We start from the raw sequence: 23,553 nt of genomic DNA on the forward strand, positions 1-23,553 counted from the left end.
CTGTAACCGGGGCCGACGCCCCTGCGAGGTAGCAGCATGCCCAGCGAGTTCTTCATTCCCGACCCCGAGGGTCAAGTTCCCAGCGCCGAGGGGTACTTCGGCGCGTACGGCGGCAAGTTCATCCCGGAGGCGCTGGTCGCCGCCGTGGACGAGGTCGCCGTCGAATACGACAAGGCGAAGTCGGATCCCGAGTTCGCCCGCGAGCTCGACGATCTGCTCGTCCACTACACCGGGCGGCCCAGCGCACTGACCGAGGTGCCTCGGTTCGCCGAACACGCCGGTGGCGCAAGGGTGTTCCTGAAGCGGGAAGACCTCAACCACACCGGATCCCACAAGATCAACAACGTCCTCGGGCAGGCACTGCTCACCCGGCGGATGGGCAAGACGCGCGTCATCGCGGAGACCGGGGCGGGCCAGCACGGCGTCGCCACCGCCACCGCCTGCGCGCTGTTCGGCCTCGAATGCACCATCTACATGGGCGAGATCGACACCCAGCGGCAGGCACTCAACGTCGCGCGGATGCGCATGCTGGGCGCCGAGGTCGTCGCCGTGAAGTCCGGCAGCCGCACCCTCAAGGACGCCATCAACGAGGCCTTCCGCGACTGGGTGGCCAACGTCGACGGCACCCACTACCTCTTCGGGACCGTGGCCGGACCGCACCCCTTCCCCGCGATGGTCCGCGACTTCCACCGGGTCATCGGGGTCGAGACACGCCGGCAGATCCTGGAGCGCGCCGGACGCCTCCCCGACGCCGCCGTCGCCTGCGTCGGCGGCGGCTCCAACGCCATCGGGCTCTTCCACGCCTTCATCCCCGACACCGGCGTACGCCTGGTCGGCTGCGAGCCCGCCGGGCACGGAGTGGAGACCGGGGAGCACGCGGCGACTCTCACCGCCGGTGAACCCGGCATCCTGCACGGCTCGCGGTCCTATGTCCTCCAGGACGAGGAAGGGCAGATCACCGAGCCGTACTCCATCTCGGCCGGACTCGACTACCCCGGCATCGGACCCGAGCACGCCTACCTCAAGGACAGCGGCCGCGGCGAGTACCGCGCGGTCACCGACGACGCGGCGATGCAGGCTCTGCGCCTGCTCTCCCGCACCGAGGGCATCATCCCGGCGATCGAGAGCGCCCACGCGCTGGCCGGCGCCATGGAGGTCGGCAGGGAGCTGGGCAAGGACGGCCTGATCGTCATCAACCTGTCCGGCCGCGGCGACAAGGACATGGACACGGCCGCCCGCTACTTCGGCCTGTACGACACCGACGCGTCCGTCGCCGCGGACGCCGAGGCCGAGAACGCCGAGATCGAGGGGGACGCCAAGTGAGCGGCAACATCGGGCTGTTGAGCGACACGCTCGCCGGCACCAAGGCGGAGGGCCGGGCCGCGCTCATCGCGTACCTGCCCGCCGGGTTCCCCACCGTCGACGGCGGGATCGCCGCCGTCAAGGCCGTCTTCGACGGGGGCGCCGACATCGTCGAGGTCGGTCTGCCGCACAGCGACCCCGTCCTGGACGGTCCCGTCATCCAGACCGCCGACGACATCGCCCTGCGCGGCGGAGTCAAGATCGCCGACGTGATGCGGACGGTCCGCGAGGCGCACGGGGCCACCGGCAAGCCGGTGCTCGTGATGACGTACTGGAACCCGATCGACCGCTACGGCGTCGAGCGCTTCACCGCCGAACTGGCCGAGGCGGGCGGCGCCGGGTGCATCCTGCCCGACCTGCCGGTACAGGAGTCGGCGCTGTGGAGGGAGCACGCGGAGAAGCACGGGCTCGCGACCGTCTTCGTCGTGGCGCCCAGCAGCAAGGACCACCGGCTCGCCGAGATCACCGCGGCGGGCTCCGGCTTCGTGTACGCCGCCTCGCTGATGGGCGTCACGGGCACCCGGGCGTCGGTGGGCGCGCAGGCGCAGGACCTGGTGGCGCGCACCAAGGCCACCACCGGACTGCCCGTCTGTGTCGGCCTCGGTGTCTCCAACGCCGAGCAGGCCGCCGAGGTGGCCGGCTTCGCCGACGGAGTGATCGTCGGGTCCGCCTTCGTGAAGCGGATGCTGGACGCGCCCGACGAGCCGGCGGGCCTCGACGCCGTACGCGCGCTCGCCGCCGACCTCGCGAAGGGTGTGCGAGGAGCGCGGTAACAGACGGCGTCTATATGTACGAAGGGGACAATCCACTCACTCGAACGGGTGGACCTGGGACCGGGGAGGCGCGCTGCGCCTCCCCGGTTCGTTCTGCCGGATGTGAGCGAGAAGAACCGTGACGGAAAGCGCAATGCCCGCGAGCGGCTGGCAGTCGAGCGAGAGAAGCAGAAGACCGCGGAGAAGCGCCGGCGCGCGCTGATCGTGGGGGCTTCGGTGGTCTGTGTCCTTGGCCTGGCCGCGGTGGTGGGCGTCGTCGCCGCCAACTCCGGCAAGGACAAGAAGAGCGATGCCTCCGGCCCGGTCGTGACGCCCTCGGGCGCGACCGGCAAGAACAGCCTCGCCATCCCCGTGGGGAAGGACAGCGCCAAGTCGACCCTCACGGTGTGGGAGGACTTCCGCTGCCCGGCGTGCAAGTCCTTCGAGAGCGCCTACCGTTCGACGATCCACGAGCTGGTGGACGCCGGCCGGCTGAACGTCGAGTACCACCTCGTCACGATCATCGACGGGAACATGGGGGGCAGCGGCTCCCGCAAAGCCGCCAACGCCGCGGCCTGCGCCCAGGACGCCGGAAAGTTCACCGCGTACCACGACGTGCTGTACGAGAACCAGCCCGAGGAGACCGACGACGCCTTCGCCGACAACGGCAAGCTCATCGAGCTGGCGGGCAAGGTCGACGGTCTGGACACACCCGCGTTCCGGAAATGCGTCAACGACGGAACGCACGACAGCTGGGTCGCGAAGTCGAGCGCCGCTTTCCAGACCAGCGGTTTCAACGGCACGCCGACCGTGCTCCTCGGCGGCACGAACATCTACGCGGACCAGTCGATGACCCCGGCGAAGCTGAAGCAGATGGTGGAGGCGGCGAACAAGGGCTGAGCCCTTCCCGCGGCGCGGGTGCCCCCGGCTTCTCGCAGGCCGGGGGCACCGCTCGTTATGGAGCCGTTGCCGGGCCGCCCGCCGTGGGCCGCGTTCGGCACGGTAGCGTCGACCCTGCCATGGAAATTGCCTTCATTCCCAGTCCGTCGCAGGGTGTGCTGCATCTCGGCCCCATTCCGCTGCGCGGCTACGCGTTCTGCATCATCATCGGCGTCTTCGTAGCCGTCTGGCTCGGCAACAAGCGCTGGATCGCCCGCGGCGGGCGGCCCGGCACGGTGGCCGACATCTCGGTCTGGGCCGTGCCGTTCGGCCTGGTCGGCGGCCGGCTCTACCACGTGATCACGGACTACGAGCTGTACTTCAGCGAGGGCCGCGACTGGGTGGACGCCTTCAAGATCTGGGAGGGCGGGCTCGGGATCTGGGGCGCGATCGCACTCGGTGCGGTGGGTGCGTGGATCGGCTGCCGCCGGCGCGGCATCCCGCTGCCCGCCTGGGCGGACGCCCTCGCTCCCGGCATCGTCTTCGCGCAGGCCATCGGACGCTGGGGCAACTGGTTCAACCAGGAGCTGTACGGCAAGGCGACGGATCTCCCCTGGGCGCTGAAGATCACCTCGGGGACGGACGGGCGGCTGCCGGGCACGTACCACCCGACCTTCCTGTACGAGTCCCTGTGGTGCGTCGGTGTCGGCTTCCTGGTCATCTGGGCGGACCGCCGCTTCAAGCTCGGGCACGGACGGGCGTTCGCGCTGTACGTCGCGGCGTACTGCGTCGGCCGTTTCTGGATCGAGTACCTGCGGGTGGACGACGCCCACCACATCCTGGGCCTGCGTCTGAACAACTGGACCGCGATGGTGGTGTTCGTCCTCGCGGTGGTCTACCTCGTGCTGTCGGCCCGCATGCGGCCCGGACGCGAGGAGGTCGTGGAACCTCTCGCCGAGGGCGAGGGCGAGGGCGACGCGGCGGACGCGGTCGACCTGGAGAAGGGCGAGCCCGCGGAGTCGGCCGACACCGAGGCCGAGGCCGCGGAGCCGGTGGATTCCGAGGAGTCGACGAAGCCCGGGAAGCCCGCGGAGATCGCGGATCCGGAGGAGTCCTCCGACTCCCCGGAGTCCGGCAAGGTCTCGGAGGCCGAGGCCGAGGCCGAGGCGGAGTCGGCCAAGAAGGCCTGACGGGTTTCTGTACGACGAGAAGGGCGCCGAATCCAGGATTCGGCGCCCTTCTCGTCGTGCGGGCGACGAGTTCCGGCAGGCCCCGCCGGAACCCAGCGCGGGGGTGCCCGCTGTCGCGGCGGGAGTCGGAGGTGCCGCCGTTCGCCGTGGTGGGTGGAGTCGGCGGCGCCGCCGGAGTGAGCCGGGACCTGCCGTGGGAGTGCGCGCGGGTTCGGCGGACTCGGCGGTCCCGCCGGAGCCCGCGGGTGGCGTCTTCGGGGTCGCCGGTTCGGCGTCGGCGGCTCCGTCGGGCATCCGCCGCGCGAGTGCTCGACGGTGCGGCGGGCTCGGTGAATCCGCCGAAGCCCCGCGGGTGGCTGCTTCGGGGCGCCGGTTCAGCGGCGGCGGGCCAGGGTCAGGGTGCGGTGGGCGGCGGCCACGACCGCCGCGTCCACGAAGCTGCCGTCGGGGAGGGCCTGGGCGCCCGGGTCGGCGGCGGCTGCTTTGAGGATGGCCTCAGCGGTCTCGATCTCCTCCGGGGCCGGGAGGTAGGCCCGCTCGATGACCGGGAGCTGGCGGGGGTGGATGGCCGTGCGGCCAAGGAAGCCGAGGTCGCGGCCGTGGGCGCAGGAAGCTGCGAGGCCTTCGAGGTCGCGGATGTCGGGGTAGACGGACTGGGCGGGCGGGGCCAGACCGGCGGCGCGGGCGGCCACGACCACCCGGGCGCGGGACCAGTCCAGGCCCGCGTCCCCCCGTACGCCCAGGTCCGCCCGTAGGTCCGCCTCGCCGAGCGCGATGCCGCGCAGCGCCCGGTGGGAGGCGGCGATGGCGAAGGCCTGTTCCACACCGAGGGCCGTTTCCAGGAGGGCGTACAGCGGGATCGCACCTCCGCCGGAGGAGGGCGCGCCCTCCGCGACCCGTACGACCTCGGCCGGCGAGGTCACCTTGGGCAGGCGGAGTCCCGCCAGGCCGGGCAGCGGGGAGAGGGTCCTGAGGTCGGCCTCCGCGTAGGGGCTGTCCAGGGCGTTCACGCGGACGTGGACCGGTACCGGCGGGGAGTCGGAGAGGAGTTCCGCGGTGGCCGCGCGGGCGTACTCCTTGCGGTCCGGGGCGACCGCGTCCTCCAGGTCGACGAGGACGACGTCCGAGCCGGACACCAGCGCCTTGGCGACGGTCTCCGGACGGTCGCCGGGAACGTACAGCCAGGTCAGCGGGAGGGGGGCGGTCACAGGGCGCCCTCCGATCGCAGGGTGTCGATCTCCCCTTCCGTCAGGCCGAGTTCGGTGAGGACCGTCTCCGTGTCGGCGCCGTGCGGGCGGCCCGCCCAGTGGATCGCGCCGGGGGTGGAGGAGAGCCGGAAGAGGACGTTCTGCATGCGGAGGGGGCCCAGCTCGGGGTCGTCGACGGTGGTGAGGGTGCCCAGCGCCTCGTACTGCGGGTCCGTCATCACGTCCCGTACGTCCTGGATCGGAGCCACCGCCGCCTCCGCCTTCTCGAAGGCCCCCAGGACCTCCGCGCGGGTGCGGCCCGCGATCCACGTGCCGACCGCCTCGTCCAGGACGTCCGCGTGACGCGCGCGGTCCGCGCCGGTCGCGAACCACGGCTCGTCGATCAGCTCCGGGCGGCCGACCAGCCGCATCAGGCGTTCCGCGATCGACTGGGCGGAGGTGGAGACCGCGACCCAGGAACCGTCCGCCGTCCGATAGGTGTTGCGCGGCGCGTTGTTCGCGGAGCGGTTGCCGGTGCGGGGCTGGACGTGGCCCAACTGGTCGTACCAGAGCGGCTGCGGGCCGAGGACGGTCAGGATCGGTTCGATGATCGCCATGTCGACGACCTGGCCCTCGCCGGTGCGCTCGCGAGCCGTCAGCGCGGTCATCACGGCGTACGCCGTCGCCAGGCCCGCGATCGAGTCGGCCAGGCCGAAGGGCGGCAGGGTCGGCGGTGCGTCCGGCTCGCCGGTGATCGCGGCGAAACCGCTCATCGCCTCCGCGAGCGTGCCGAAGCCGGGGCGGTGCGCGTACGGGCCGAACTGGCCGAAGCCGGTGACCCGGGCGAGCACGAGACGGGGGTTCGCCGCCGAGAGCTCCTCCCAGCCGAGGTCCCACCTCTCCAGCGTGCCGGGGCGGAAGTTCTCGATGACCACGTCGGCGGTGGCGGCGAGGCGGAGCAGGGTCTCGCGGCCGCCCGGCTTCGACAGGTCGAGGGTGATGGTGCGCTTGTTGCGGCCGAGGAGCTTCCACCAGAGGCCGACGCCGTCCTTCGACGGGCCGTGCCCGCGCGACGGGTCGGGCTTGGCCGGATGCTCGATCTTGATGACCTCCGCGCCGAAGTCGCCGAGCATCGTCGCGGCGAGCGGGCCGGCGAAGAGGGTGGCGAGGTCGAGAACGCGCAGGCCGGTGAGGGGTGCCTGCCCCGGGTGCGCGGTCATGAGGCGGGCCACGGATGCAGCGCGGCCTGGGCCTCGATCTCGGAACGGTAGGGCATCGAGGACGAGGCCCCGATCCGCTGCACCGACAGGGCGGCGGCCACCGACGCCCAGGCGAGGGCCTCCGGCATCTCCCGGCCCTCGGCGAGCGCCACCGCGAGGGTGCCGACGAAGGTGTCGCCCGCGCCGGTCGAGTCCACGGCGGTCACCGAGGGCGCGGGCACGCTCAGGGGCTCAACGCCCCGGGCCGCGTACAGGCTGCCCGCCGCTCCCAGGGTGATGACGACCTCCGGGACCTGGTCGAGCAGCGCGACGGCCGCGGCGCGGGGGTCGGTGGCGCCGGTGAGTGCGGCGGCCTCGTGTTCGTTGGGCACCAACAGGTCGATGGCGGAGAGGAGTTCGGGTGGCAGTGGCTGGACGGGGGACGGGGTCAGGATGGTGCGTACGCCGTGGCTGCGCGCGGCCTCGGCGCCCGCGAGGACCGCGGAGCGCGGGATCTCGAGCTGGAGGAGAAGCGCGTCGGCGGTGGCGATGAGCCCCTCGTCGCCGGGGGCGAGCGCGGTGACCGTGCTGTTCGCGCCGGGGATGACGACGATCGCGTTGCCGCCCTCGTCGTCGACGACGATGTGCGCGGTGCCGGACGGGCCCTCGGTGGTGCGCAGATGATCGGTGTTCACCCCCGAGTGCTCCAGCGTGGAACGGAGTTGGCTGCCGAAGGCGTCGACGCCCACCGCGCCGATCAACGAGACGTCGGCACCCGCGTGCACCGCGGCCACCGCCTGGTTGGCGCCCTTGCCGCCGGAGATCGTCCGGAACTCCCGTCCGGTCACGGTCTCTCCGCGCTGCGGGGCCTTGGCGACGTATGCGACGAGGTCCATGTTCGTGCTGCCGAGCACGGCGATATGGGTCATGGGCGGGGTGCCTCCCGGCGGGTGAGCAGGTGCGTCAGTCGGGCGAGGTTGTCGAAGCCGGTGCCGTCGAAGTCGGCGACCGAGGTGGCCAGACGGTTCTTGAGCGGGCTGGTCCAGCGGTCGGGCAGTGCGGCGGGGTCTCCCGCGAGCAGACCCGCGACGCTTCCGGCCGTCGCGCCGTTCGAGTCCGTGTCCCAACCACCCGACACCGCACGGCAGATGGAGCCGGAGAAGTCGCCGTCGGCGTGGGTGAGGGCCGCGGCGATCAGGGCGGTGTTGGGGATGGCGTGGACCCAGTGGTAGGTGCTGTGGACGCTGTGGAGTTCGTCCACGACCGCGTCGAAGTCGTCGGTGGTGCAGGCGAGTTGGACGGCGTGGTGGATCGCCTTGGCCAAGCGGGAGGCGGGGGGTACGACGGTGAGTCCGGTGCGGAGACAGGCGTGGATGTCGCTCGTTCCGGTGGCCGCCTCGGCGATGGTGGCGGCCGTGAACATCGCCGCGTAGACGCCGTTCGCGGTGTGGGTGAGGGTGGCGTCGCGGTACGCCTGGTCCGCGGCGGTCGCCGGGTCGCCCGGGTTGGTCCAGCCGTGTACGTCCGCGCGGATCAGGCCGCCGATCCATTCGCGGAACGGGTTGCGGTGGCGGGCCGTCTCCGGCGGTTCGACGCCGGTGAGGAGGTTGCGGTAGGCGACGCGTTCCGCGGTGAACGTACGGCCCGCGGGGAGTTCGTCCAGCCAGAGCCGGGCGACGTCCGCGGTCGTGAAGTCCCTGCCGTTCCGCTGGAGCAACAGGAGGTTCAGGAGCGGGTAGTTGAGGTCGTCGTCCTCCGGCATGCCGTCGATGTTCTCGGCGAGGGAGGTGGGGGCGGAGCGCCTGTTCCAGGGGTGGGCGCGGGTGAGCTCCCCGGGGACGCCCCGGGCGGTGAACCAGGTGCGCAGCGGCCAGTTGCCGGCGGCTCGGGCGAGGTCCCGGATCCCTCGCAGGGGGAGCTTCTCCACCGGTTTGCCGAGCAGGCAGCCTGCGGCTCGGCCCAGCCAGGCGGCTTCCAGGCGGGCCTGGGCGGGGGCGGGCGCGGGCACGGCGGGGGAGGGCCAGTTCGGGCAGAGGGCCTTGATCTCGGCCGGGCCCGTGGGTTCTGTGTCCCCCAACTCGCCCGGCAGGCGCGCCAGTTCGTCCAGTAGGTCTTCCGCCAGTGCCCGGAGGCGCGGTGCAGCCGGAGACGGGGACGCTCCCGCCCGGGACGGGGCTTCCGCACCGCCCGCCGCGCGCCAGCGTGCCGCGATCGCTGACGGGTCGCGGCCGTCCTGGGTGGCCTGGGCGAGTTCGTGGCCGAGGAGGTCCTCGGGCTGGACCCAGGTGAGGCGGAGGGCGGTCACCGTCGGTCCGCCAGCACGGCGTACGCCGACTCGTGCGCTCGCCTGCGCCGTACGTCCCGTTCGAAGATCTCCTGGGTCACCTCGGTGAGCGACCTCGCGGGAGCGTCGAGGTCGAGGCGGCTCGACTCCGCGACCGTCTTGGCCCAGTCGCGGGGGATCTCCGAGCCGAGGGCGCCGGCGATGGCGCCGGACATGGTGGCGATGGAGTCGCAGTCGCGGCCGTAGTTCACGGAGCCGAGGACCGCGTGGCCGTAGTCGCCGCCCGCGATGACCAACATGCCCAGGGCGATGGGGAGTTCCTCGATGGAGTGCAGCCGGGAGGGGCGGCGGGCGCCGAGGGAGGGGGACCGGTAGTCGGGGCCCACCGTGTCGTACGGGGCCACCGCCTCGCGGAGCGGGTCGAGCGCCGACTCGAAGTTGGTGTGGCGGGCGGCGACTTCGCAGACCGCCTCGATGGCGGTGCGCGTGCCGTCCTTCGCCAGTTCCAGACACGCGGCGACGACCGAGTCCGGCGTCGCGCCCGGTACGCAGGCCGCCGCCACCGCCGCCGCGAAGACGCCGGCGGCCTCGCGGCCGTACGACGACTGGTGGGCGCCCGCGATGTCGAGTGCCTCGGCGTACGCTCCCGCCGGGTTGGCGGCGTTGACCAGGCCGACCGGGGCCATGTACATCGCGGCACCGCAGTTGACGATGTTGCCGGTGCCCGCCTCCCGAGGGTCGATGTGTCCGTAGTGGAGGCGGGCGACCAGCCACTTCTCCGCGAGGAAGATCCGTTGGAGGGGGAGAGCCTCGGCCTCCAGCTCGGGGATCCAGCGCGGGGTGCCCATCAGGTCGGGGACCAAATGCTCGGCGACGGCGTACGCGTCGAGGTGGTCGCGGACCGTGGCGTACACACGTACCAGCGCGTGGGTCATCAGGGTGTCGTCGGTGACGTGTCCTTCGCCCTTGTGGTACGGCGCGATGGGGCGGGCGGTGCGCCAGGAGTCACCGTTCCAGGGGCCGACGATGCCGCGCACCCGGCCGCCGTGCCGTTCCACGATCTGCGCGGGGGTGTAGCCCTCGACGGGGCCGCCGAGGGCGTCACCCACGGCGGCACCGACGAGGCTTCCGGTGATCCGCTCTTCCAGACTTGCTGCTCCTTTGGGCGTCATGCCCGAATCATCCCTCTGGGGCGGCCAGTTCCGTCGCTTCGAGGAGATCGGCGAGTCCGATCAGATCGGTGCCGGTCAGCCGGGGCAGGGCGCAGCCGGAGAGGGTGCGGCAGGCGTCGCGCCAGGCGGCCGGGATCGCGGCCCCACCGCCGAGGGCACCGGTGAGTGCGCCGGCGAGGGCGGGGGCCGAGTCGGCCACCCGGGACAGACAGGCGGCGGCGGGCACCGCCTCGGCGATCCGGCCTCGCGCGGCGGTGGCGAGGGCGAGGGCGACGGGGACGGTTTCCGCCGCCGCGATGCCGTAGCTGTACACGTGATCGACGATCTGGTGTTCCAGTAGGGGGATCAGGGCGAAGGTGCCCTCGCTGGCGCGAGCCAGCTTCAGCGCGTGCCGGGCGTTGCGGCCGATCTCCGTCGACTCGGGGAGTTCGGCGAGTGCGGCGTCCGCGCAGGCGTCGACGTCGGCGCCTGCGAGGGCGAGCGAGATGGCGGCGGCCATCGCGCGGGCGCCGTGCACGCCGTCGCCGTCCTGGGTGTAGCGGGCGTCGAACTCGGCGAGTTCGGCGGCGATTCGGGGGTCGCCCGGGTGGGCGACCGCGAGCACGCAGGCCCGTACGCAGGCCGCGTCGTCGAAGTAGTGGGGGTTGTCGTGGCCGGTGGCGGGCGGGCGCAGGCCGGTGGCGAGGTTGCCGAGGCCGGCCCGTACGGAGATCCGGGCGCGGAGGGGGAGCAGGGCGGACTCGACCTCGGGGGCGCGGTCGGCCGCGGCGGCGACCTCGCTGGCGATCGCGTTCCACGACAGGTCGATGGACGCGCGCATCCGCCGCTCCCGGCTCAGGTCCCCGAGCGCGCTCGCGTCCCCGGCCCGCAGTACCGCCTCCGCCGCGAACGCCGCCCACTCCGCGTCGTCCGACGGACCGAGCCGGAGCGGCTCCGGCGGCTGGTTCAACGCGATCGGCACCGGCAGCGTCGTCGTCGCGTTCTGCTCCGCGAACGTGTCCAGCTCCCGTGTCAGCCGCCGCGTCCACTCAGGCATCCGCGCCGCCCGATGCCGCGCCGCGGGCCACCCCGCGGCGTCCCCCGCGGCAAGCCCGAGAAGGAGGCCTTCGATGCGGCGGGGGCGCCCCGAGGGGGCGGCGACTCTCGCGGCGCCGGGGACGGGAGCCGCCGTGGTGGCGGCAGCCGCCGGGTGAGCGGTGCTCGCGGAGCGGGCCGAGTCGGCGGCACCCGCCGCCTCGAGCTCCGTTGCCGTCGCCCCCTCGCCGGAGGCCTCGCTCGGGTCGTTCCCGAGCAGCCCGGGGCTCATCGCTGTGCTCCCTCTTCGCCGGAGGCGAGCGCGCGGGGATCCGGCGTCCTGTCGGCGACGAGCGCGGGGGAATCTGGCTCCCCGGCGTCGATGAACGCGCGGGGATCTGGCTCCCCGGCGTCGATGAACGCGCGGGGATCTGGCTCCCCGGTGGCGACGAGCGCGTAGGAATCCGGCTTCTCGGTGGTGGCGAGCGCGCGGGGATCCCGGGCCAGGGGCTGCCAGCCGGTCGCTGGATCTCGTACGCCGACCGCGCCCCACTTGCTGTCGTCTCCCGGGGTGAGGAGTTCCGCGATGTCCAGGACGTGGTGGCCCTCCATGGAGGGGAGGCAGCTGCCGCGGGCGGGGCCGATCGCCGCGGCCCAGGCGGCCGGGATCGAGGAGGCGCCCCGGGTCGCTCCCGCCAGGGCGCCCGCCACCGCGGCCGTGGTGTCCGCGTCGCGGCCCATGTTCACCGCGGTGAGGACGGACTCGGTGAAGTCGCCGTCGGCGGCGGCGTACGCGCCGAAGGCGAGGGCGACGGCCTCGGGGGCGAGGTCGGTCCACGGATAGCCGCCGATCACGACCGCGGAGCGGACCGCGCGCTCGCCGCGGTGGGCGACGGCGACCGCGCGGCGCAGCGAACGGGCGGTCCAGGAGTCGTCGGGGATGACGGCCAGTGCCGAGGCGACGACGGCGATGGCCGGGGCGCCCGCCATCGCCGCCGCGACACCCGCCGCGACCGCCTGGCCGCCGTAGATGCCCTCCCCCTCGTGGCTCACCGAGCCGTCGATCGCCACCAGCCGGGCCGCCTCGGCGGGGCGGCCCGCGGCGAAGACGCCGAAGGGCGCCGCGCGCATCGCCAGCCCGTCGCTCCAGGCATGCCGGTGCTGCGCGGAGATCGGCGCGGCGAGACCGCGGCGGAGGTTCTCCAGGGTGCCCCGTTCGCTGAAACCGGCGCCCCGGAACGGGCCCTCGTCCTGGTCCGCGATCCACTGGTGCCAGGCCGCCTCGACATGGGCCACGGTGAGCGCCGAGCCGTGCCGGGCCAGCAGCAGGCCCGAGAAGATCGCGTACTCGGTGTCGTCGGTCCCGGCCGGGTTCTCGGCGACGTACCCCGTGATCCGCCCCCACTTCGCACGGATCTCGGACGGTTTCATGTTCTCGGCGGGCGCGCCCAGCGCGTCTCCGACGGCGAGGCCGAGCAGCGCGCCGCGCGCCCGTTCGCGGAGTCCGGCGGCGTCGCCGGGGGCCGGGGCCGAGGGAATGCAGGCGATGGAAGCCATACGGTGCTTCTCCTCTCAGGGCTCCATCGCCGCGGTTCGCGACGAGTCGACGCGCAAGAGCCTGGGAGACCCGCGCGGAACCCTTTGCGGATCTGTCCCACTTCCGCGGTTCAGCAGAGCCTCACGCGCCTCAGCATCACCCGGTCGACATCTGGGCGTCACCTGGCACGGATGAGCGAAAAACCGTAAACGTGCAGCTAAGCGCAGCCTTTCCTTGCTGGCGAGCTCGAAATTATCGGCGTAGTTTGGGCGTTGTCAAAGAGTAGAACCAGTCCAAATCAAGTGACGCGAGGGGGCCGACATGGCCATCATCGAGACCGAGGCGACGCTGCACGAGGCGCACCGTGACAACCACACCCACCGGGACGTCAACGGCGGCTGGCTGCGCCCGGCGGTGTTCGGCGCGATGGACGGCCTGGTCTCCAACCTGGCGCTCATGACCGGCGTCGCGGGCGGTGCCGTCTCGCACCGGACGATCGTGATCACCGGACTGGCCGGTCTCGCGGCCGGCGCCTTCTCCATGGCGGCCGGCGAGTACACCTCCGTCGCCTCGCAGCGCGAACTCGTCGAGGCCGAACTCGACGTAGAGCGGCGGGAGTTGAGAAAGCACCCGAAGGACGAGGAACGGGAGCTCGCCGAGCTGTATCAGGGGCGCGGTGTCGAGGAGGGGCTGGCGCGCGAGGTCGCCCGGCAGCTGTCCCGCGACCCCGAACAGGCCCTGGAGATACACGCCCGCGAGGAGCTGGGCATCGACCCGGGTGACCTGCCCTCCCCGGGCGTCGCCGCGGTGTCGAGCTTCGGCGCCTTCGCGCTGGGCGCCCTGCTCCCCGTACTGCCCTACCTCCTCGGCGCGACCGCCCTGTGGCCCGCGCTGCTCCTCGCGCTGATCGGCCTCTTCGCGTGCGGCGCGCTCGTGGCCAGGGTGACGGCGCGGACCTGGTGGTACAGCGGGCTGCGGCAGCTCGCTCTCGGAGCCGCCGCGGCGGGTGTGACGTACGCCCTGGGCAGTCTGTTCGGCGCGGCCGTAGGATGACTTGGTCGGCCACTTATGCAATCGACTGCATAAGTAGTCGTTACTCGGCGGTTTCGAACGCTTAACCACTGGGCATGACCCGTAAGCGCTGTGGGTAATGGAGCCTGCTCCGCACAACCGTGGCGGGTGAAGTCGTCCGCCACGCTCCGGGTCGACGGACAACGATCTGTCCGCTTAGACCCCCCTTGAAACCACCGCTGCGCGGAACCCCGCCGCGACTCCCCGGTGTCCGCATGTTGGAACGTGGTATCCGGTTACCGAGAACCGCCCCATCATGTAACCTGCACGAAATTTTGCGCACATAAAGCAGAGGGCCAGAGTCGTCCCTCGGCACACGCACCCCCAGAGCCCTTGAACGCCTGGGAGGTGCCCCAAAGCCACGACGACGACGGGAGAGCCGATGCGTACGCCGCGCCAGCCGTCCCAGCACTCCACGAATGGCCAGAAGTGGTCCTTCATGGATGCTCGCCCTGCCGCGCAGGGTATGTACGACCCCCGCAACGAGCACGACGCCTGTGGCGTCGGCTTCGTGGCCACCCTCACCGGTGAGGCGAGCCACGCGCTGGTCGAGCAGGCGCTCACGGTTCTGCGCAACCTGGAGCACCGAGGAGCCACCGGCGCCGAGCCCGACTCGGGTGACGGCGCGGGCATCCTCTCCCAGGTGCCGGACGCCTTCTTCCGTGAGGTGGCCGGATTCGAGCTGCCCGCGGCCGGCGCGTACGCGGTCGGTATCGCCTTCCTGCCCGAGGACGGCATCACCGAAGCCGTCTCACGGATCGAGACGATCGCCGCCGACGAGGGCCTCACCGTCCTCGGCTGGCGCGAGGTCCCGGTCGCTCCCGGACTGCTCGGCGCCACCGCGCGTTCGACCATGCCCTTCTTCCGCCAGGTCTTCGTGACCGACGGCGTCTCGGAAGGCATCGACCTCGACCGCAAGGCCTTCGTGCTGCGCAAGCGTGCCGAGCGCGAGGCCGACGTGTACTTCCCGTCGCTCTCCGCCCGCACCATCGTCTACAAGGGCATGCTGACCACCGGCCAGCTGGAGCCCTTCTTCCCGGACCTGTCCGACCGCCGCTTCGCCTCCGCGATCGCGCTCGTGCACTCCCGGTTCTCCACGAACACCTTCCCGAGCTGGCCGCTCGCACACCCGTACCGTTTCGTCGCGCACAACGGCGAGATCAACACGGTCAAGGGCAACCGCAACTGGATGGCCGCCCGCGAGTCCCAGCTCGTCTCCGACCTCTTCGGCGACCAGGACAAGCTCGACCGCGTCTTCCCGATCTGTACGCCCGAGGCGTCCGACTCCGCCTCCTTCGACGAGGTGCTCGAACTCCTGCACCTCGGCGGCCGGTCCCTCCCGCACTCCGTGCTGATGATGATCCCGGAGGCCTGGGAGAACCACGCCTCCATGGACCCGGCCCGCCGCGCCTTCTACCAGTTCCACGCCACGATGATGGAACCCTGGGACGGCCCGGCCTGCGTCACCTTCACCGACGGCACCCAGGTCGGCGCGGTCCTCGACCGCAACGGCCTGCGCCCCGGCCGCTACTGGGTCACCGACGACGGCCTCGTCGTCCTCGGCTCCGAGGTCGGCGTCCTCGACATCGACCCCGCGAAGGTCGTCCGCAAGGGCCGCCTCCAGCCCGGCAGGATGTTCCTCGTCGACACCGCCGAGCACCGCATCATCGAGGACGACGAGATCAAGGCGGGCCTCACCGCCGAGAAGCCGTACGCGGACTGGCTGGAAGCCGGCGAGATCGAGCTCTCCGACCTCCCCGAGCGCGAGCACATCGTGCACACCCACGCCTCGGTCACCCGCCGCCAGCAGACCTTCGGCTACACCGAGGAAGAGCTGCGGATCATCCTCGCGCCGATGGCGAACACCGGCGGCGAACCGCTCGGCTCGATGGGCACGGACTCGCCGATCGCGGCCCTGTCCGAGCGCCCCCGGCTGCTCTTCGACTACTTCACCCAGCTGTTCGCGCAGGTCACCAACCCGCCGCTGGACGCCATCCGCGAGGAGCTGGTCACCTCGCTGCGCTCCTCCCTGGGCCCCGCGAGCAACCTCCTCGAGCCGACCGCCGCGTCCTGTCGCAGCGTCACGCTGCCCTTCCCGGTGATCGACAACGACGAGCTGGCCAAGCTCATCCACATCAACGCCGACGGCGACATGCCGGGCATGAAGGCCGCGACCCTGTCCGGTCTCTACCGGGTCTCCGGCGGCGGGGACTCGCTGGCCGCCCGGATCGACGAGATCTGCACCGAGGCCGACGCCGCCATCGAGAACGGCGCCCGGCTGATCGTCCTGTCCGACCGGCACTCCGACGCCGAGCACGCGCCGATCCCTTCGCTGCTGCTCACCGCCGCCGTCCACCACCACCTCATCGGCACCAAGCAGCGCACCCAGGTGGGCCTGCTCGTCGAGGCGGGCGACGTCCGCGAGGTCCACCACGTGGCCCTCCTCATCGGCTTCGGCGCGGCGGCCGTCAACCCGTACCTGGCGATGGAGTCCGTCGAGGACCTCGTCCGCGCGGGCACCTTCCTTCGGGGTATCGAGTCCGAGCAGGCCATCCGCAACCTGATCTACGCGCTCGGCAAGGGCGTCCTGAAGGTCATGTCCAAGATGGGCATCTCGACCGTCGCCTCCTACCGCGGCGCCCAGGTCTTCGAGGCCGTCGGCCTGGACCAGGCCTTCGTGCAGAAGTACTTCAGAGGTACGGCGACGAAGATCGGCGGTGCCGGTCTCGACGTCGTCGCCAAGGAGGTCGCCGCCCGGCACGCCAAGGCGTACCCCGCCTCCGGCATCGCGCCCGCGCACCGCGCCCTCGACATAGGCGGCGAGTACCAGTGGCGCCGCGAGGGCGAGCCGCACCTGTTCGACCCGGAGACGGTCTTCCGCCTCCAGCACTCCACGCGCTCCGCCCGCTACGACATCTTCAAGAAGTACACGAGCCGCGTGAACGAGCAGTCCGAGCGGCTGATGACGCTCCGCGGGCTCTTCGGCTTCACGTCGGACCGGCCCTCGATCCCCATCGACGAGGTCGAGTCGGTCGAGGAGATCGTCAGGCGCTTCTCCACCGGCGCCATGTCGTACGGCTCCATCTCCAAGGAGGCGCACGAGACCCTCGCCATCGCCATGAACCAGCTGGGCGGCAAGTCCAACACGGGTGAGGGCGGCGAGGACGCGGACCGGCTCTACGACCCCGCGCGCCGTTCGTCGATCAAGCAGGTCGCCTCCGGCCGCTTCGGTGTGACGAGCGAGTACCTCGTCAACGCCGACGACATCCAGATCAAGATGGCGCAGGGTGCCAAGCCCGGCGAGGGCGGCCAGCTGCCCGGCCACAAGGTGTACCCCTGGGTCGCCAAGACCCGGCACAGCACCCCGGGCGTGGGCCTCATCTCCCCGCCGCCGCACCACGACATCTACTCCATCGAGGACCTTGCCCAGCTGATCCACGACCTCAAGAACGCCAACCCGCAGGCCCGCATCCACGTGAAGCTGGTCTCCGAGGTCGGCGTCGGCACGGTCGCCGCGGGTGTCTCCAAGGCGCACGCGGACGTGGTGCTCATCTCCGGCCACGACGGCGGTACGGGTGCCTCTCCCCTCACCTCCCTGAAGCACGCGGGTGGTCCCTGGGAGCTGGGTCTCGCCGAGACCCAGCAGACGCTGCTCCTCAACGGCCTGCGCGACCGGATCGTCGTACAGACCGACGGCCAGCTGAAGACCGGCCGTGACGTCGTCATCGCCGCGCTGCTGGGCGCCGAGGAGTTCGGGTTCGCGACCGCGCCGCTCGTCGTCTCCGGCTGCGTCATGATGCGCGTCTGCCACCTGGACACCTGCCCGGTCGGCATCGCCACCCAGAACCCGGTGCTCCGCGAGCGCTTCGCGGGCAAGGCCGAGTACGTCGTGAACTTCTTCCGGTTCATCGCCGAGGAGGTCCGCGAGATCCTCGCCGAGCTGGGCTTCCGCACCATCGAGGAGGCCGTCGGCCGCGCCGAGCACCTCGACGTGGAGCGGGCGGTCACCCACTGGAAGGCGCAGGGCCTGGACCTGAGCCCCCTCTTCTACGTGCCCGAGCTGCCCGAGGGCACCCCGCTGCACCAGGTCATCCAGCAGGACCACGGCCTGGAGAAGGCGCTCGACAACCAGCTCATCAAGCTGGCCGCCGACGCGCTGGCCGCGGACTCCGCGACCGACGCCCAGCCGGTCCGCGCCCAGGTCGCGATCCGCAACATCAACCGTACGGTCGGCACCATGCTCGGCCACGAGGTGACGAAGAAGTTCGGCGGCGCGGGTCTGCCCGACGACACCATCGACATCACCTTCACCGGCTCGGCGGGCCAGTCCTTCGGCGCCTTCGTGCCGCGCGGTGTCACGCTGCGCCTGGAGGGCGACGCCAACGACTACGTCGGCAAGGGCCTCTCCGGCGGCCGGGTGATCGTCCGTCCCGACCGGGGCGCCGACCACCTCGCCGAGTACTCGACGATCGCGGGCAACACCATCGCGTACGGCGCGACGGGCGGCGAGATCTTCCTGCGCGGCCGCACCGGCGAGCGCTTCTGCGTCCGCAACTCCGGTGCGACGGTCGTGGCCGAGGGCGTGGGCGACCACGGCTGCGAGTACATGACCGGCGGTCACGCGGTCGTCCTCGGCGAGACGGGGCGGAACTTCGCCGCCGGTATGTCCGGTGGTATCGCCTACGTCCTCGACCTGGACCCCGTGAACGTGAACGTCAGCAGCGTCGGAGCCGTCGAGACCCTCGACGACGCCGACGTGCGATGGCTGCACGACGTGGTGCGGCGGCACGCGGAGGAGACCGCGTCGACGGTCGCCGGAAAGCTCCTCGCCGAGTGGCCCGCGTCGGTGGACCGCTTCAGCAAGATCATCCCCAGCACGTACAAGGCAGTGCTCGCCGCCAAGGACGCCGCCGAGCGAGCCGGACTCCCCGAGTCCGAGATCACCGAGAAGATGATGGAGGCGGCGACCAATGGCTGATCCCAAGGGCTTTCTGAACCATGGCCGTGAGGTCGCCAGGACCCGTCCGGTCGGCGAGCGCGTCAAGGACTGGAACGAGGTCTACGTTCCCGGTTCGCTGCTCCCCATCATCAGCAAGCAGGCCAGCCGCTGCATGGACTGCGGTATCCCGTTCTGCCACAGCGGCTGTCCGCTGGGGAACCTGATCCCCGAGTGGAACGACTACGTCTACCGCGAGGACTGGACCGCCGCCTCCGAGCGCCTGCACGCCACGAACAACTTCCCGGAGTTCACCGGCCGGCTGTGCCCCGCTCCCTGCGAGTCGGCGTGTGTGCTCGGCATCAACCAGCCCGCCGTGACCATCAAGAACGTCGAGGTCTCGATCATCGACAAGGCGTGGGACAGCGGCGACGTCGCCCCGCAGGCGCCCGAGCGGCTGAGCGGCAAGACGGTCGCGGTCATCGGCTCCGGCCCCGCCGGTCTCGCCGCCGCCCAGCAGCTCACCCGGGCGGGCCACACGGTCGCCGTCTACGAGCGCGCGGACCGCGTCGGAGGCCTCCTCCGGTACGGCATCCCCGAGTTCAAGATGGAGAAGCGGCACATCAACCGGCGTATCGAGCAGATGCGCGCGGAGGGCACCAAGTTCCGTACGGGCGTGGAGATCGGCCGCGACATCGACGCGGCGAAGCTGCGCAAGCGGTACGACGCCGTGGTCATCGCCGCGGGTGCGACGACGGCCCGTGATCTCCCCGCCCCCGGGCGGGAGTTGACGGGCATCTACCAGGCGATGGAGTACCTGCCCCTCGCCAACAAGGTGCAGGAGGGCGACTTCGTGGCGCCCCCCATCACCGCCGAGGGCAAGCACGTCGTGGTCATCGGCGGCGGCGACACGGGCGCGGACTGCGTGGGCACCGCCCACCGGCAGGGCGCGGCCTCGGTCACGCAGCTGGAGATCATGCCGCGGCCCGGCGAGGAGCGGAACCCGGGCCAGCCCTGGCCGACCTTCCCGATGCTCTACAAGGTCACCTCCGCGCACGAGGAGGGCGGCGAGCGCGTCTACGCCGTCTCCACCACCCACTTCGAGGGCGACGAGGACGGCAACGTCCAGTGGCTGCACCTCGTCGAGGTCGAGTTCGTCGACGGCAGGCTGAGCCAGAACCCGGGCACCGAGCGCAGGATCCCCGCCCAGCTGGTGACGCTCGCGATGGGCTTCACGGGTACGGACGTCGAGAACGGCCTGGTCTCCCAGTTCGGCCTGGAGCTGGACGCGCGCGGCAACATCGCCCGCGACGCCGACTTCGCGACCAACGTCCCCGGCGTGTACGTCGCCGGTGACGCGGGCCGCGGCCAGTCCCTCATCGTCTGGGCCATCGCGGAGGGCCGCTCGGCCGCCCGCGGCGTCGACCGCTTCCTGACGGGCGTCAGCGACCTGCCGGCCCCGATCCGCCCGACAGACCGCTCACTGATGGTCTGAGCCCCACCCCAACACACGTCCCGTACAAAGGCGTACGGAACTGAACGCGGCGCCTGCCTTGTCCCCGACCGGACGGTGGTGGGCGCCGCAGTGCGTCCGCCTCCTGGCGGGTGGGCCTCAGACGGGCTAGCCGGCGCTGCTCACGGCACCTTGTACGTCTCCCCGTACACCTTCCACTCCAGCGGGGTGTCCAGGTCCAGGTTTCCGTCGTACAGGAACTGTCGTTGGGCGGTGTCGATGCGGGTGGTGTCGCGGTGGGCGTTCTGGGATTTCATCGTCTTGCGGCGGATGTCGAGGAAGGCGTCGAGGTAGGACTTCTCGGAGCCGCCCTCGGCGGGGGTGTCGGCCTGGGCCATGGCGCGTTTCCGCAGGCCGTAGAAGCCGTTCGTGTGGGTGCCGGGGCCGTGCATGACCATGGCGTCGTAGTAGATGAACTGGCCCAGGGTGCCCAGGCCGTCGAGTTCGGCGCGGCGGACCGCGGGGTCGAAGTAGACGCGGTCGCGTACGGCGTCCTGGGCCTTGCGGAAGGCGGCCACCGAGGCCTCCTTGCGCCAGGCCTCGGTGAAGCCCGGGTCGAGGCCCTCGTGCGAGTCCGTGCCGTCGACCTCGCGCAGGGCGGGGAGATAGCGGGCGAGGCCGTTGTCCGGGTGGTCCTCGGTGTAGTCCTCGACCAGGACGAGCAGGTCGTGGGTGCCCGTGCAGAATCCGATGATGCCCGCCGTGTAGCCCTGGCCGTCGTCGATGTCCTCGATGTAGGCGTACGCGCTGCGCCAGTCCAGCGTGGAGTTCTCGGCGCTCGCCACGAGCTGCTGGGCCAGTTCCTTCTTCTCGGGGCTGCCGAGACCGGCGCCGCCCGGGCTCGACCGGCCGGTCCGCGAGGGTGCCGCGTCGTCCGGGTCGGAGAGGCCCGGCACGGAGAAGCAGGCGGCCGTGGCGACGAGGGGGAGGACCGCGAGCAGCAGGAGACCAGCACGTTTCATATGACCAGGGTAGGGAGCTGCCAGGCCTTTCCCGCGCAATCCGCCGGAAAGGCCTCAGACTCACAGGTTGTGCGGGTCGTGCGGGTCGCTCAGCTTGTCAGGGAGGACACCTTCACCACGGTCAGTACCAACAGCAGCACCAACAGGCCCACGCACACTCCCGCCTGTATCGGCGTGCGGCGCCGGTCGCGGGGCGCGTACGCGTACGCCAGGGTGACCGCGCCGCCCGCGAGAAGGCCGCCGAGGTGGCCCCGCCAGGAGGTGAAGGCGGCCGAGAGCAGCAGCCAGAGCAGCAGGCCGGCCATGAAACGGTTGACGTCGCGCATGTCGGCGCCGAGCCGGCGGGCCATGACGTAGTACGCCGCCCCGAGCCCGAAGATCGCGCCGGAGGCACCGACCGTGGCCGTGCCGGGCGCGACCAGCAGGACCAGGACGGAACCGCCGAGCGCGGACAGGAAATAGAGGGCGAGATAGCGGGAGCGGCCGAGCTGGGACTCCACGACACGGCCGATGTTCCACAGCGTGACCATGTTCATCACGATGTGCAGAATCCCGAACGTGCCCTCCGTGGGCGGCAGATGGAGGAAGGCTCCGGTCAACAGCCGGTACCACTCCCCGTCCACGACCCCCTCCGGTTGGAAGTCCGAGGGATGGACGGACTGCCAGACGTAGTGGAAGCCGTCCGGCCCCACCAGCCCCGCGCCCAGCATCTGGAACCGGTCCACGACCGCCGGACGCACCACCTCGGCGAGGTAGGCCAGCACGTTGAGACCGATCAGGACGTACGTCACCACGGGCGCCGTCGAGATCCGGCCACCGAACGCCGTACGGGCCTCCCGGACGGACCGGGCGCCCTCCCGCACACACTCGGGGCACTGGTGGCCGACGGACGCCTCGCGCATGCAGTCCGGGCAGATGTGACGGTCGCACCGGGTGCAGCGCACACGCGACTCCACCTGGGGGTGGCGGTAGCAGGTGGTGACGGTGGACTCGGGCTCCACGTCGGCTCCTCGGGAGGGGGTGTGCGGGGGACAGCGGGGTGGTGAGCCGGTGGGGCTGCGTGAGCCGGTGGGGCTGCGCGACCTGGTGGGGCTGCGGCGAACAAAATAGCGAACGCGGAGGTAGGCCGGTCCAGGCGGGGGACGGTACGGGCAAGTAGCGCCCGCGGTGGCTGCGGTGACGTACCCTCGGCCTCCGCAGCCTCGCCCGATGGGAGCCACGCATGGCCGGAATCAGCCTCACCAAGGTGGAGGAGACCGCGCCCGCGCTGGTCAGTCTTTACAAGAGCGCCGGGGTGTCCCTCACCAAGCACGGGCTGAGCGGCCGGCGAGCCGCCGTCTACCTGGTCGTCGACTACTCCGGCTCGATGAAGCCGTACTACCAGGACGGCAGTGTGCAGGCCCTGGCCGACCGGGTGCTCGGCCTGGCGGCGCACCTCGACGACGACGGGACAGTCCCCGTCGTCTTCTTCTCCACGGACATCGACGCCGTCACCGACATCGCCCTCGTCAACCACCAGGGCCGTGTCGAGCAGATCGTGTCCGGGCTCGGGCACATGGGCAAGACCAGCTACCACCTCGCCATGGACGCGGTCATCGACCACTACCTCGACAGCGGCTCCAAGGACCCCGCCCTCGTCGTCTTCCAGACCGACGGGGGCCCGATCAACAAGCTCGCGGCGGAACGGTACTTGTGCAAGGCGGCGAAGCTTCCGCTGTTCTGGCAGTTCATCGGGTTCGGGGATCCGAAGAGCAAGCAGTTCGACTTCCTGCGCAAGCTCGACGAGTTGGCGGTGCCGCAGAAGCGGGCCGTGGACAACGCCGGCTTCTTCCACGCCGGTTCGGATCCGCGGAAGGTGTCCGACAGCGAGTTGTACGACCGGATCGTGGGCGAGTTCCCGCAGTGGCTGACGGAGGCACAGGCACGGGGGATCGTGCGGTGACCCGGCTGTTCCCCGCCTCCGGACGCGGAGCGGTGCCCTGGAAGAACGGCGCCGGCGTCACCCGTGAGATCGCGGTCCGGCCCGAGGGCGCGGGCATGGACGACTTCGACTGGCGGGTGAGCCTCGCCGAGGTCGCCGCCGACGGGCCGTTCTCCGCCTTCCCCGGCATCGACCGCACCCTGACCCTCGTCGAGGGCGCGGGCATGGACCTGACGGTGGGCGGCGAGCGGCGGCTCGTCGACTCCCGTTACACACCAGGGGACTTCCGCGGCGACGTCCCGACCGACTGCCGGCTTCTCGACGGCCCGGTCGTGAACCTCAACGTGATGTGGCGCAGGGGCGGCGGCCGTACGCCCCCGACGGTCGCCGTCGTACGCGGCCGTCTCCCGCTCCCCGCCGCGCCCGCCCTGGTCGTCGCCCTCGACGGCCCCGCCGAGGTGGCGGGCCTGACAATCGGGCCGTACGACGCCGTGCTGTTGACGGGCGAGGGCGCGGTGTTGCACGCGGGCGGCAATGCGGTGGTGATCGGTCTTACGCGGTAGCGCCGCATCGG

The 23,553-nt window shown here is 71.6% G+C and carries 18 protein-coding genes; 9 read left to right on the forward strand and 9 right to left on the reverse strand.

Annotated elements, in window-relative coordinates:
- Nucleotides 1-36: 36 nt before the first annotated feature.
- The 4 genes from trpB (at nt 37) to lgt (ending at nt 4,183) form a co-directional block, all read left to right on the forward strand.
- Nucleotides 37-1,323, forward strand: coding sequence for a tryptophan synthase subunit beta (gene trpB / locus ACIBLC_RS21505; RefSeq protein ID WP_399212666.1), 1,287 nt, complete (start codon nt 37-39; stop codon nt 1,321-1,323).
- A complete protein-coding gene (trpA, locus tag ACIBLC_RS21510) occupies nt 1,320-2,135 on the forward strand; it encodes a tryptophan synthase subunit alpha (RefSeq protein WP_399212667.1) in 816 nt (271 codons plus the stop codon). The genes trpB and trpA overlap by 4 nt, the downstream gene beginning before the upstream one ends.
- Before the next feature lie 102 nt (nt 2,136-2,237).
- A complete protein-coding gene (locus tag ACIBLC_RS21515; RefSeq protein ID WP_399212668.1) occupies nt 2,238-3,014 on the forward strand; it encodes a DsbA family protein in 777 nt (258 codons plus the stop codon).
- A gap of 119 nt (nt 3,015-3,133) precedes the next feature.
- Nucleotides 3,134-4,183: a prolipoprotein diacylglyceryl transferase gene (gene lgt, locus ACIBLC_RS21520; RefSeq protein WP_399212669.1), complete on the forward strand. Its 1,050-nt coding sequence runs from the start codon at nt 3,134-3,136 to the stop codon at nt 4,181-4,183.
- Nucleotides 4,184-4,557: 374 nt separating this feature from the next.
- Here the strand turns inward: lgt and ACIBLC_RS21525 are convergent, their stop codons facing one another.
- The 7 genes from ACIBLC_RS21525 to ACIBLC_RS21555 are packed head-to-tail and all read right to left on the reverse strand — an operon-like array spanning nt 4,558 to nt 12,596.
- Nucleotides 4,558-5,391 (reverse strand): HpcH/HpaI aldolase/citrate lyase family protein, encoded by an 834-nt coding sequence (locus ACIBLC_RS21525; protein ID WP_399212670.1) that lies wholly within the window; start codon nt 5,389-5,391, stop codon nt 4,558-4,560.
- Entirely contained in the window at nt 5,388-6,590 is a 1,203-nt protein-coding gene (locus ACIBLC_RS21530; RefSeq protein ID WP_399212847.1) for a CaiB/BaiF CoA transferase family protein, read from the reverse strand. Before ACIBLC_RS21530 ends, ACIBLC_RS21525 begins: the two co-directional genes overlap by 4 nt.
- Nucleotides 6,587-7,498 carry a ribokinase gene (gene rbsK / locus ACIBLC_RS21535; protein WP_399212671.1) on the reverse strand — a complete coding sequence of 304 codons (912 nt, stop codon included), beginning with the start codon at nt 7,496-7,498 and terminating at the stop codon, nt 6,587-6,589. The genes ACIBLC_RS21530 and rbsK overlap by 4 nt, the downstream gene beginning before the upstream one ends.
- On the reverse strand, nt 7,495-8,874 hold the full coding sequence (locus ACIBLC_RS21540; RefSeq protein ID WP_399212672.1) for an ADP-ribosylglycohydrolase family protein: 1,380 nt from the start codon (nt 8,872-8,874) through the stop codon (nt 7,495-7,497). The genes rbsK and ACIBLC_RS21540 overlap by 4 nt, the downstream gene beginning before the upstream one ends.
- Nucleotides 8,871-10,025: an ADP-ribosylglycohydrolase family protein gene (locus tag ACIBLC_RS21545; RefSeq protein WP_399212673.1), complete on the reverse strand. Its 1,155-nt coding sequence runs from the start codon at nt 10,023-10,025 to the stop codon at nt 8,871-8,873. The genes ACIBLC_RS21540 and ACIBLC_RS21545 overlap by 4 nt, the downstream gene beginning before the upstream one ends.
- Before the next feature lie 7 nt (nt 10,026-10,032).
- Nucleotides 10,033-11,331 carry an ADP-ribosylglycohydrolase family protein gene (locus tag ACIBLC_RS21550; RefSeq protein ID WP_399212675.1) on the reverse strand — a complete coding sequence of 433 codons (1,299 nt, stop codon included), beginning with the start codon at nt 11,329-11,331 and terminating at the stop codon, nt 10,033-10,035.
- Nucleotides 11,328-12,596 carry an ADP-ribosylglycohydrolase family protein gene (locus ACIBLC_RS21555; protein ID WP_399212676.1) on the reverse strand — a complete coding sequence of 423 codons (1,269 nt, stop codon included), beginning with the start codon at nt 12,594-12,596 and terminating at the stop codon, nt 11,328-11,330. The genes ACIBLC_RS21550 and ACIBLC_RS21555 overlap by 4 nt, the downstream gene beginning before the upstream one ends.
- 301 nt (nt 12,597-12,897) lie before the next feature.
- Here ACIBLC_RS21555 and ACIBLC_RS21560 point away from each other — a divergent pair, with 301 nt between their 5' ends.
- From ACIBLC_RS21560 to ACIBLC_RS21570, 3 genes are all read left to right on the forward strand, one after another.
- Nucleotides 12,898-13,629: a VIT1/CCC1 transporter family protein gene (locus ACIBLC_RS21560; protein ID WP_399212678.1), complete on the forward strand. Its 732-nt coding sequence runs from the start codon at nt 12,898-12,900 to the stop codon at nt 13,627-13,629.
- A gap of 400 nt (nt 13,630-14,029) precedes the next feature.
- A complete protein-coding gene (gene gltB, locus ACIBLC_RS21565) occupies nt 14,030-18,625 on the forward strand; it encodes a glutamate synthase large subunit (protein ID WP_399212679.1) in 4,596 nt (1,531 codons plus the stop codon).
- Complete coding sequence (locus ACIBLC_RS21570; RefSeq protein WP_399212680.1) at nt 18,618-20,078, forward strand: glutamate synthase subunit beta; 1,461 nt, start codon at nt 18,618-18,620, stop codon at nt 20,076-20,078. The genes gltB and ACIBLC_RS21570 overlap by 8 nt, the downstream gene beginning before the upstream one ends.
- Before the next feature lie 140 nt (nt 20,079-20,218).
- On the opposite strand, the gene ACIBLC_RS21575 is transcribed toward ACIBLC_RS21570, so the two are convergent.
- Nucleotides 20,219-21,058 (reverse strand): chitosanase, encoded by an 840-nt coding sequence (locus ACIBLC_RS21575; protein ID WP_399212682.1) that lies wholly within the window; start codon nt 21,056-21,058, stop codon nt 20,219-20,221.
- Between the two features lie 89 nt (nt 21,059-21,147).
- On the reverse strand, nt 21,148-22,059 hold the full coding sequence (locus tag ACIBLC_RS21580; RefSeq protein ID WP_399212683.1) for a rhomboid family intramembrane serine protease: 912 nt from the start codon (nt 22,057-22,059) through the stop codon (nt 21,148-21,150).
- A gap of 221 nt (nt 22,060-22,280) precedes the next feature.
- Between ACIBLC_RS21580 and ACIBLC_RS21585 the strand changes: the two genes are divergently transcribed.
- Together ACIBLC_RS21585 and ACIBLC_RS21590 are read left to right on the forward strand one after the other, a co-directional pair.
- The gene (locus tag ACIBLC_RS21585) at nt 22,281-23,000 is read left to right on the forward strand and encodes a vWA domain-containing protein (protein ID WP_399212684.1); all 720 of its coding nucleotides are present in this window, start codon (nt 22,281-22,283) and stop codon (nt 22,998-23,000) included.
- Complete coding sequence (locus tag ACIBLC_RS21590) at nt 22,997-23,542, forward strand: HutD family protein (protein WP_399212685.1); 546 nt, start codon at nt 22,997-22,999, stop codon at nt 23,540-23,542. Before ACIBLC_RS21585 ends, ACIBLC_RS21590 begins: the two co-directional genes overlap by 4 nt.
- Nucleotides 23,543-23,553: the final 11 nt, after the last annotated feature.

The sequence above is a fragment of the Streptomyces sp. NPDC050535 genome (assembly GCF_044457665.1).
GTDB lineage: Bacteria > Actinomycetota > Actinomycetes > Streptomycetales > Streptomycetaceae > Streptomyces.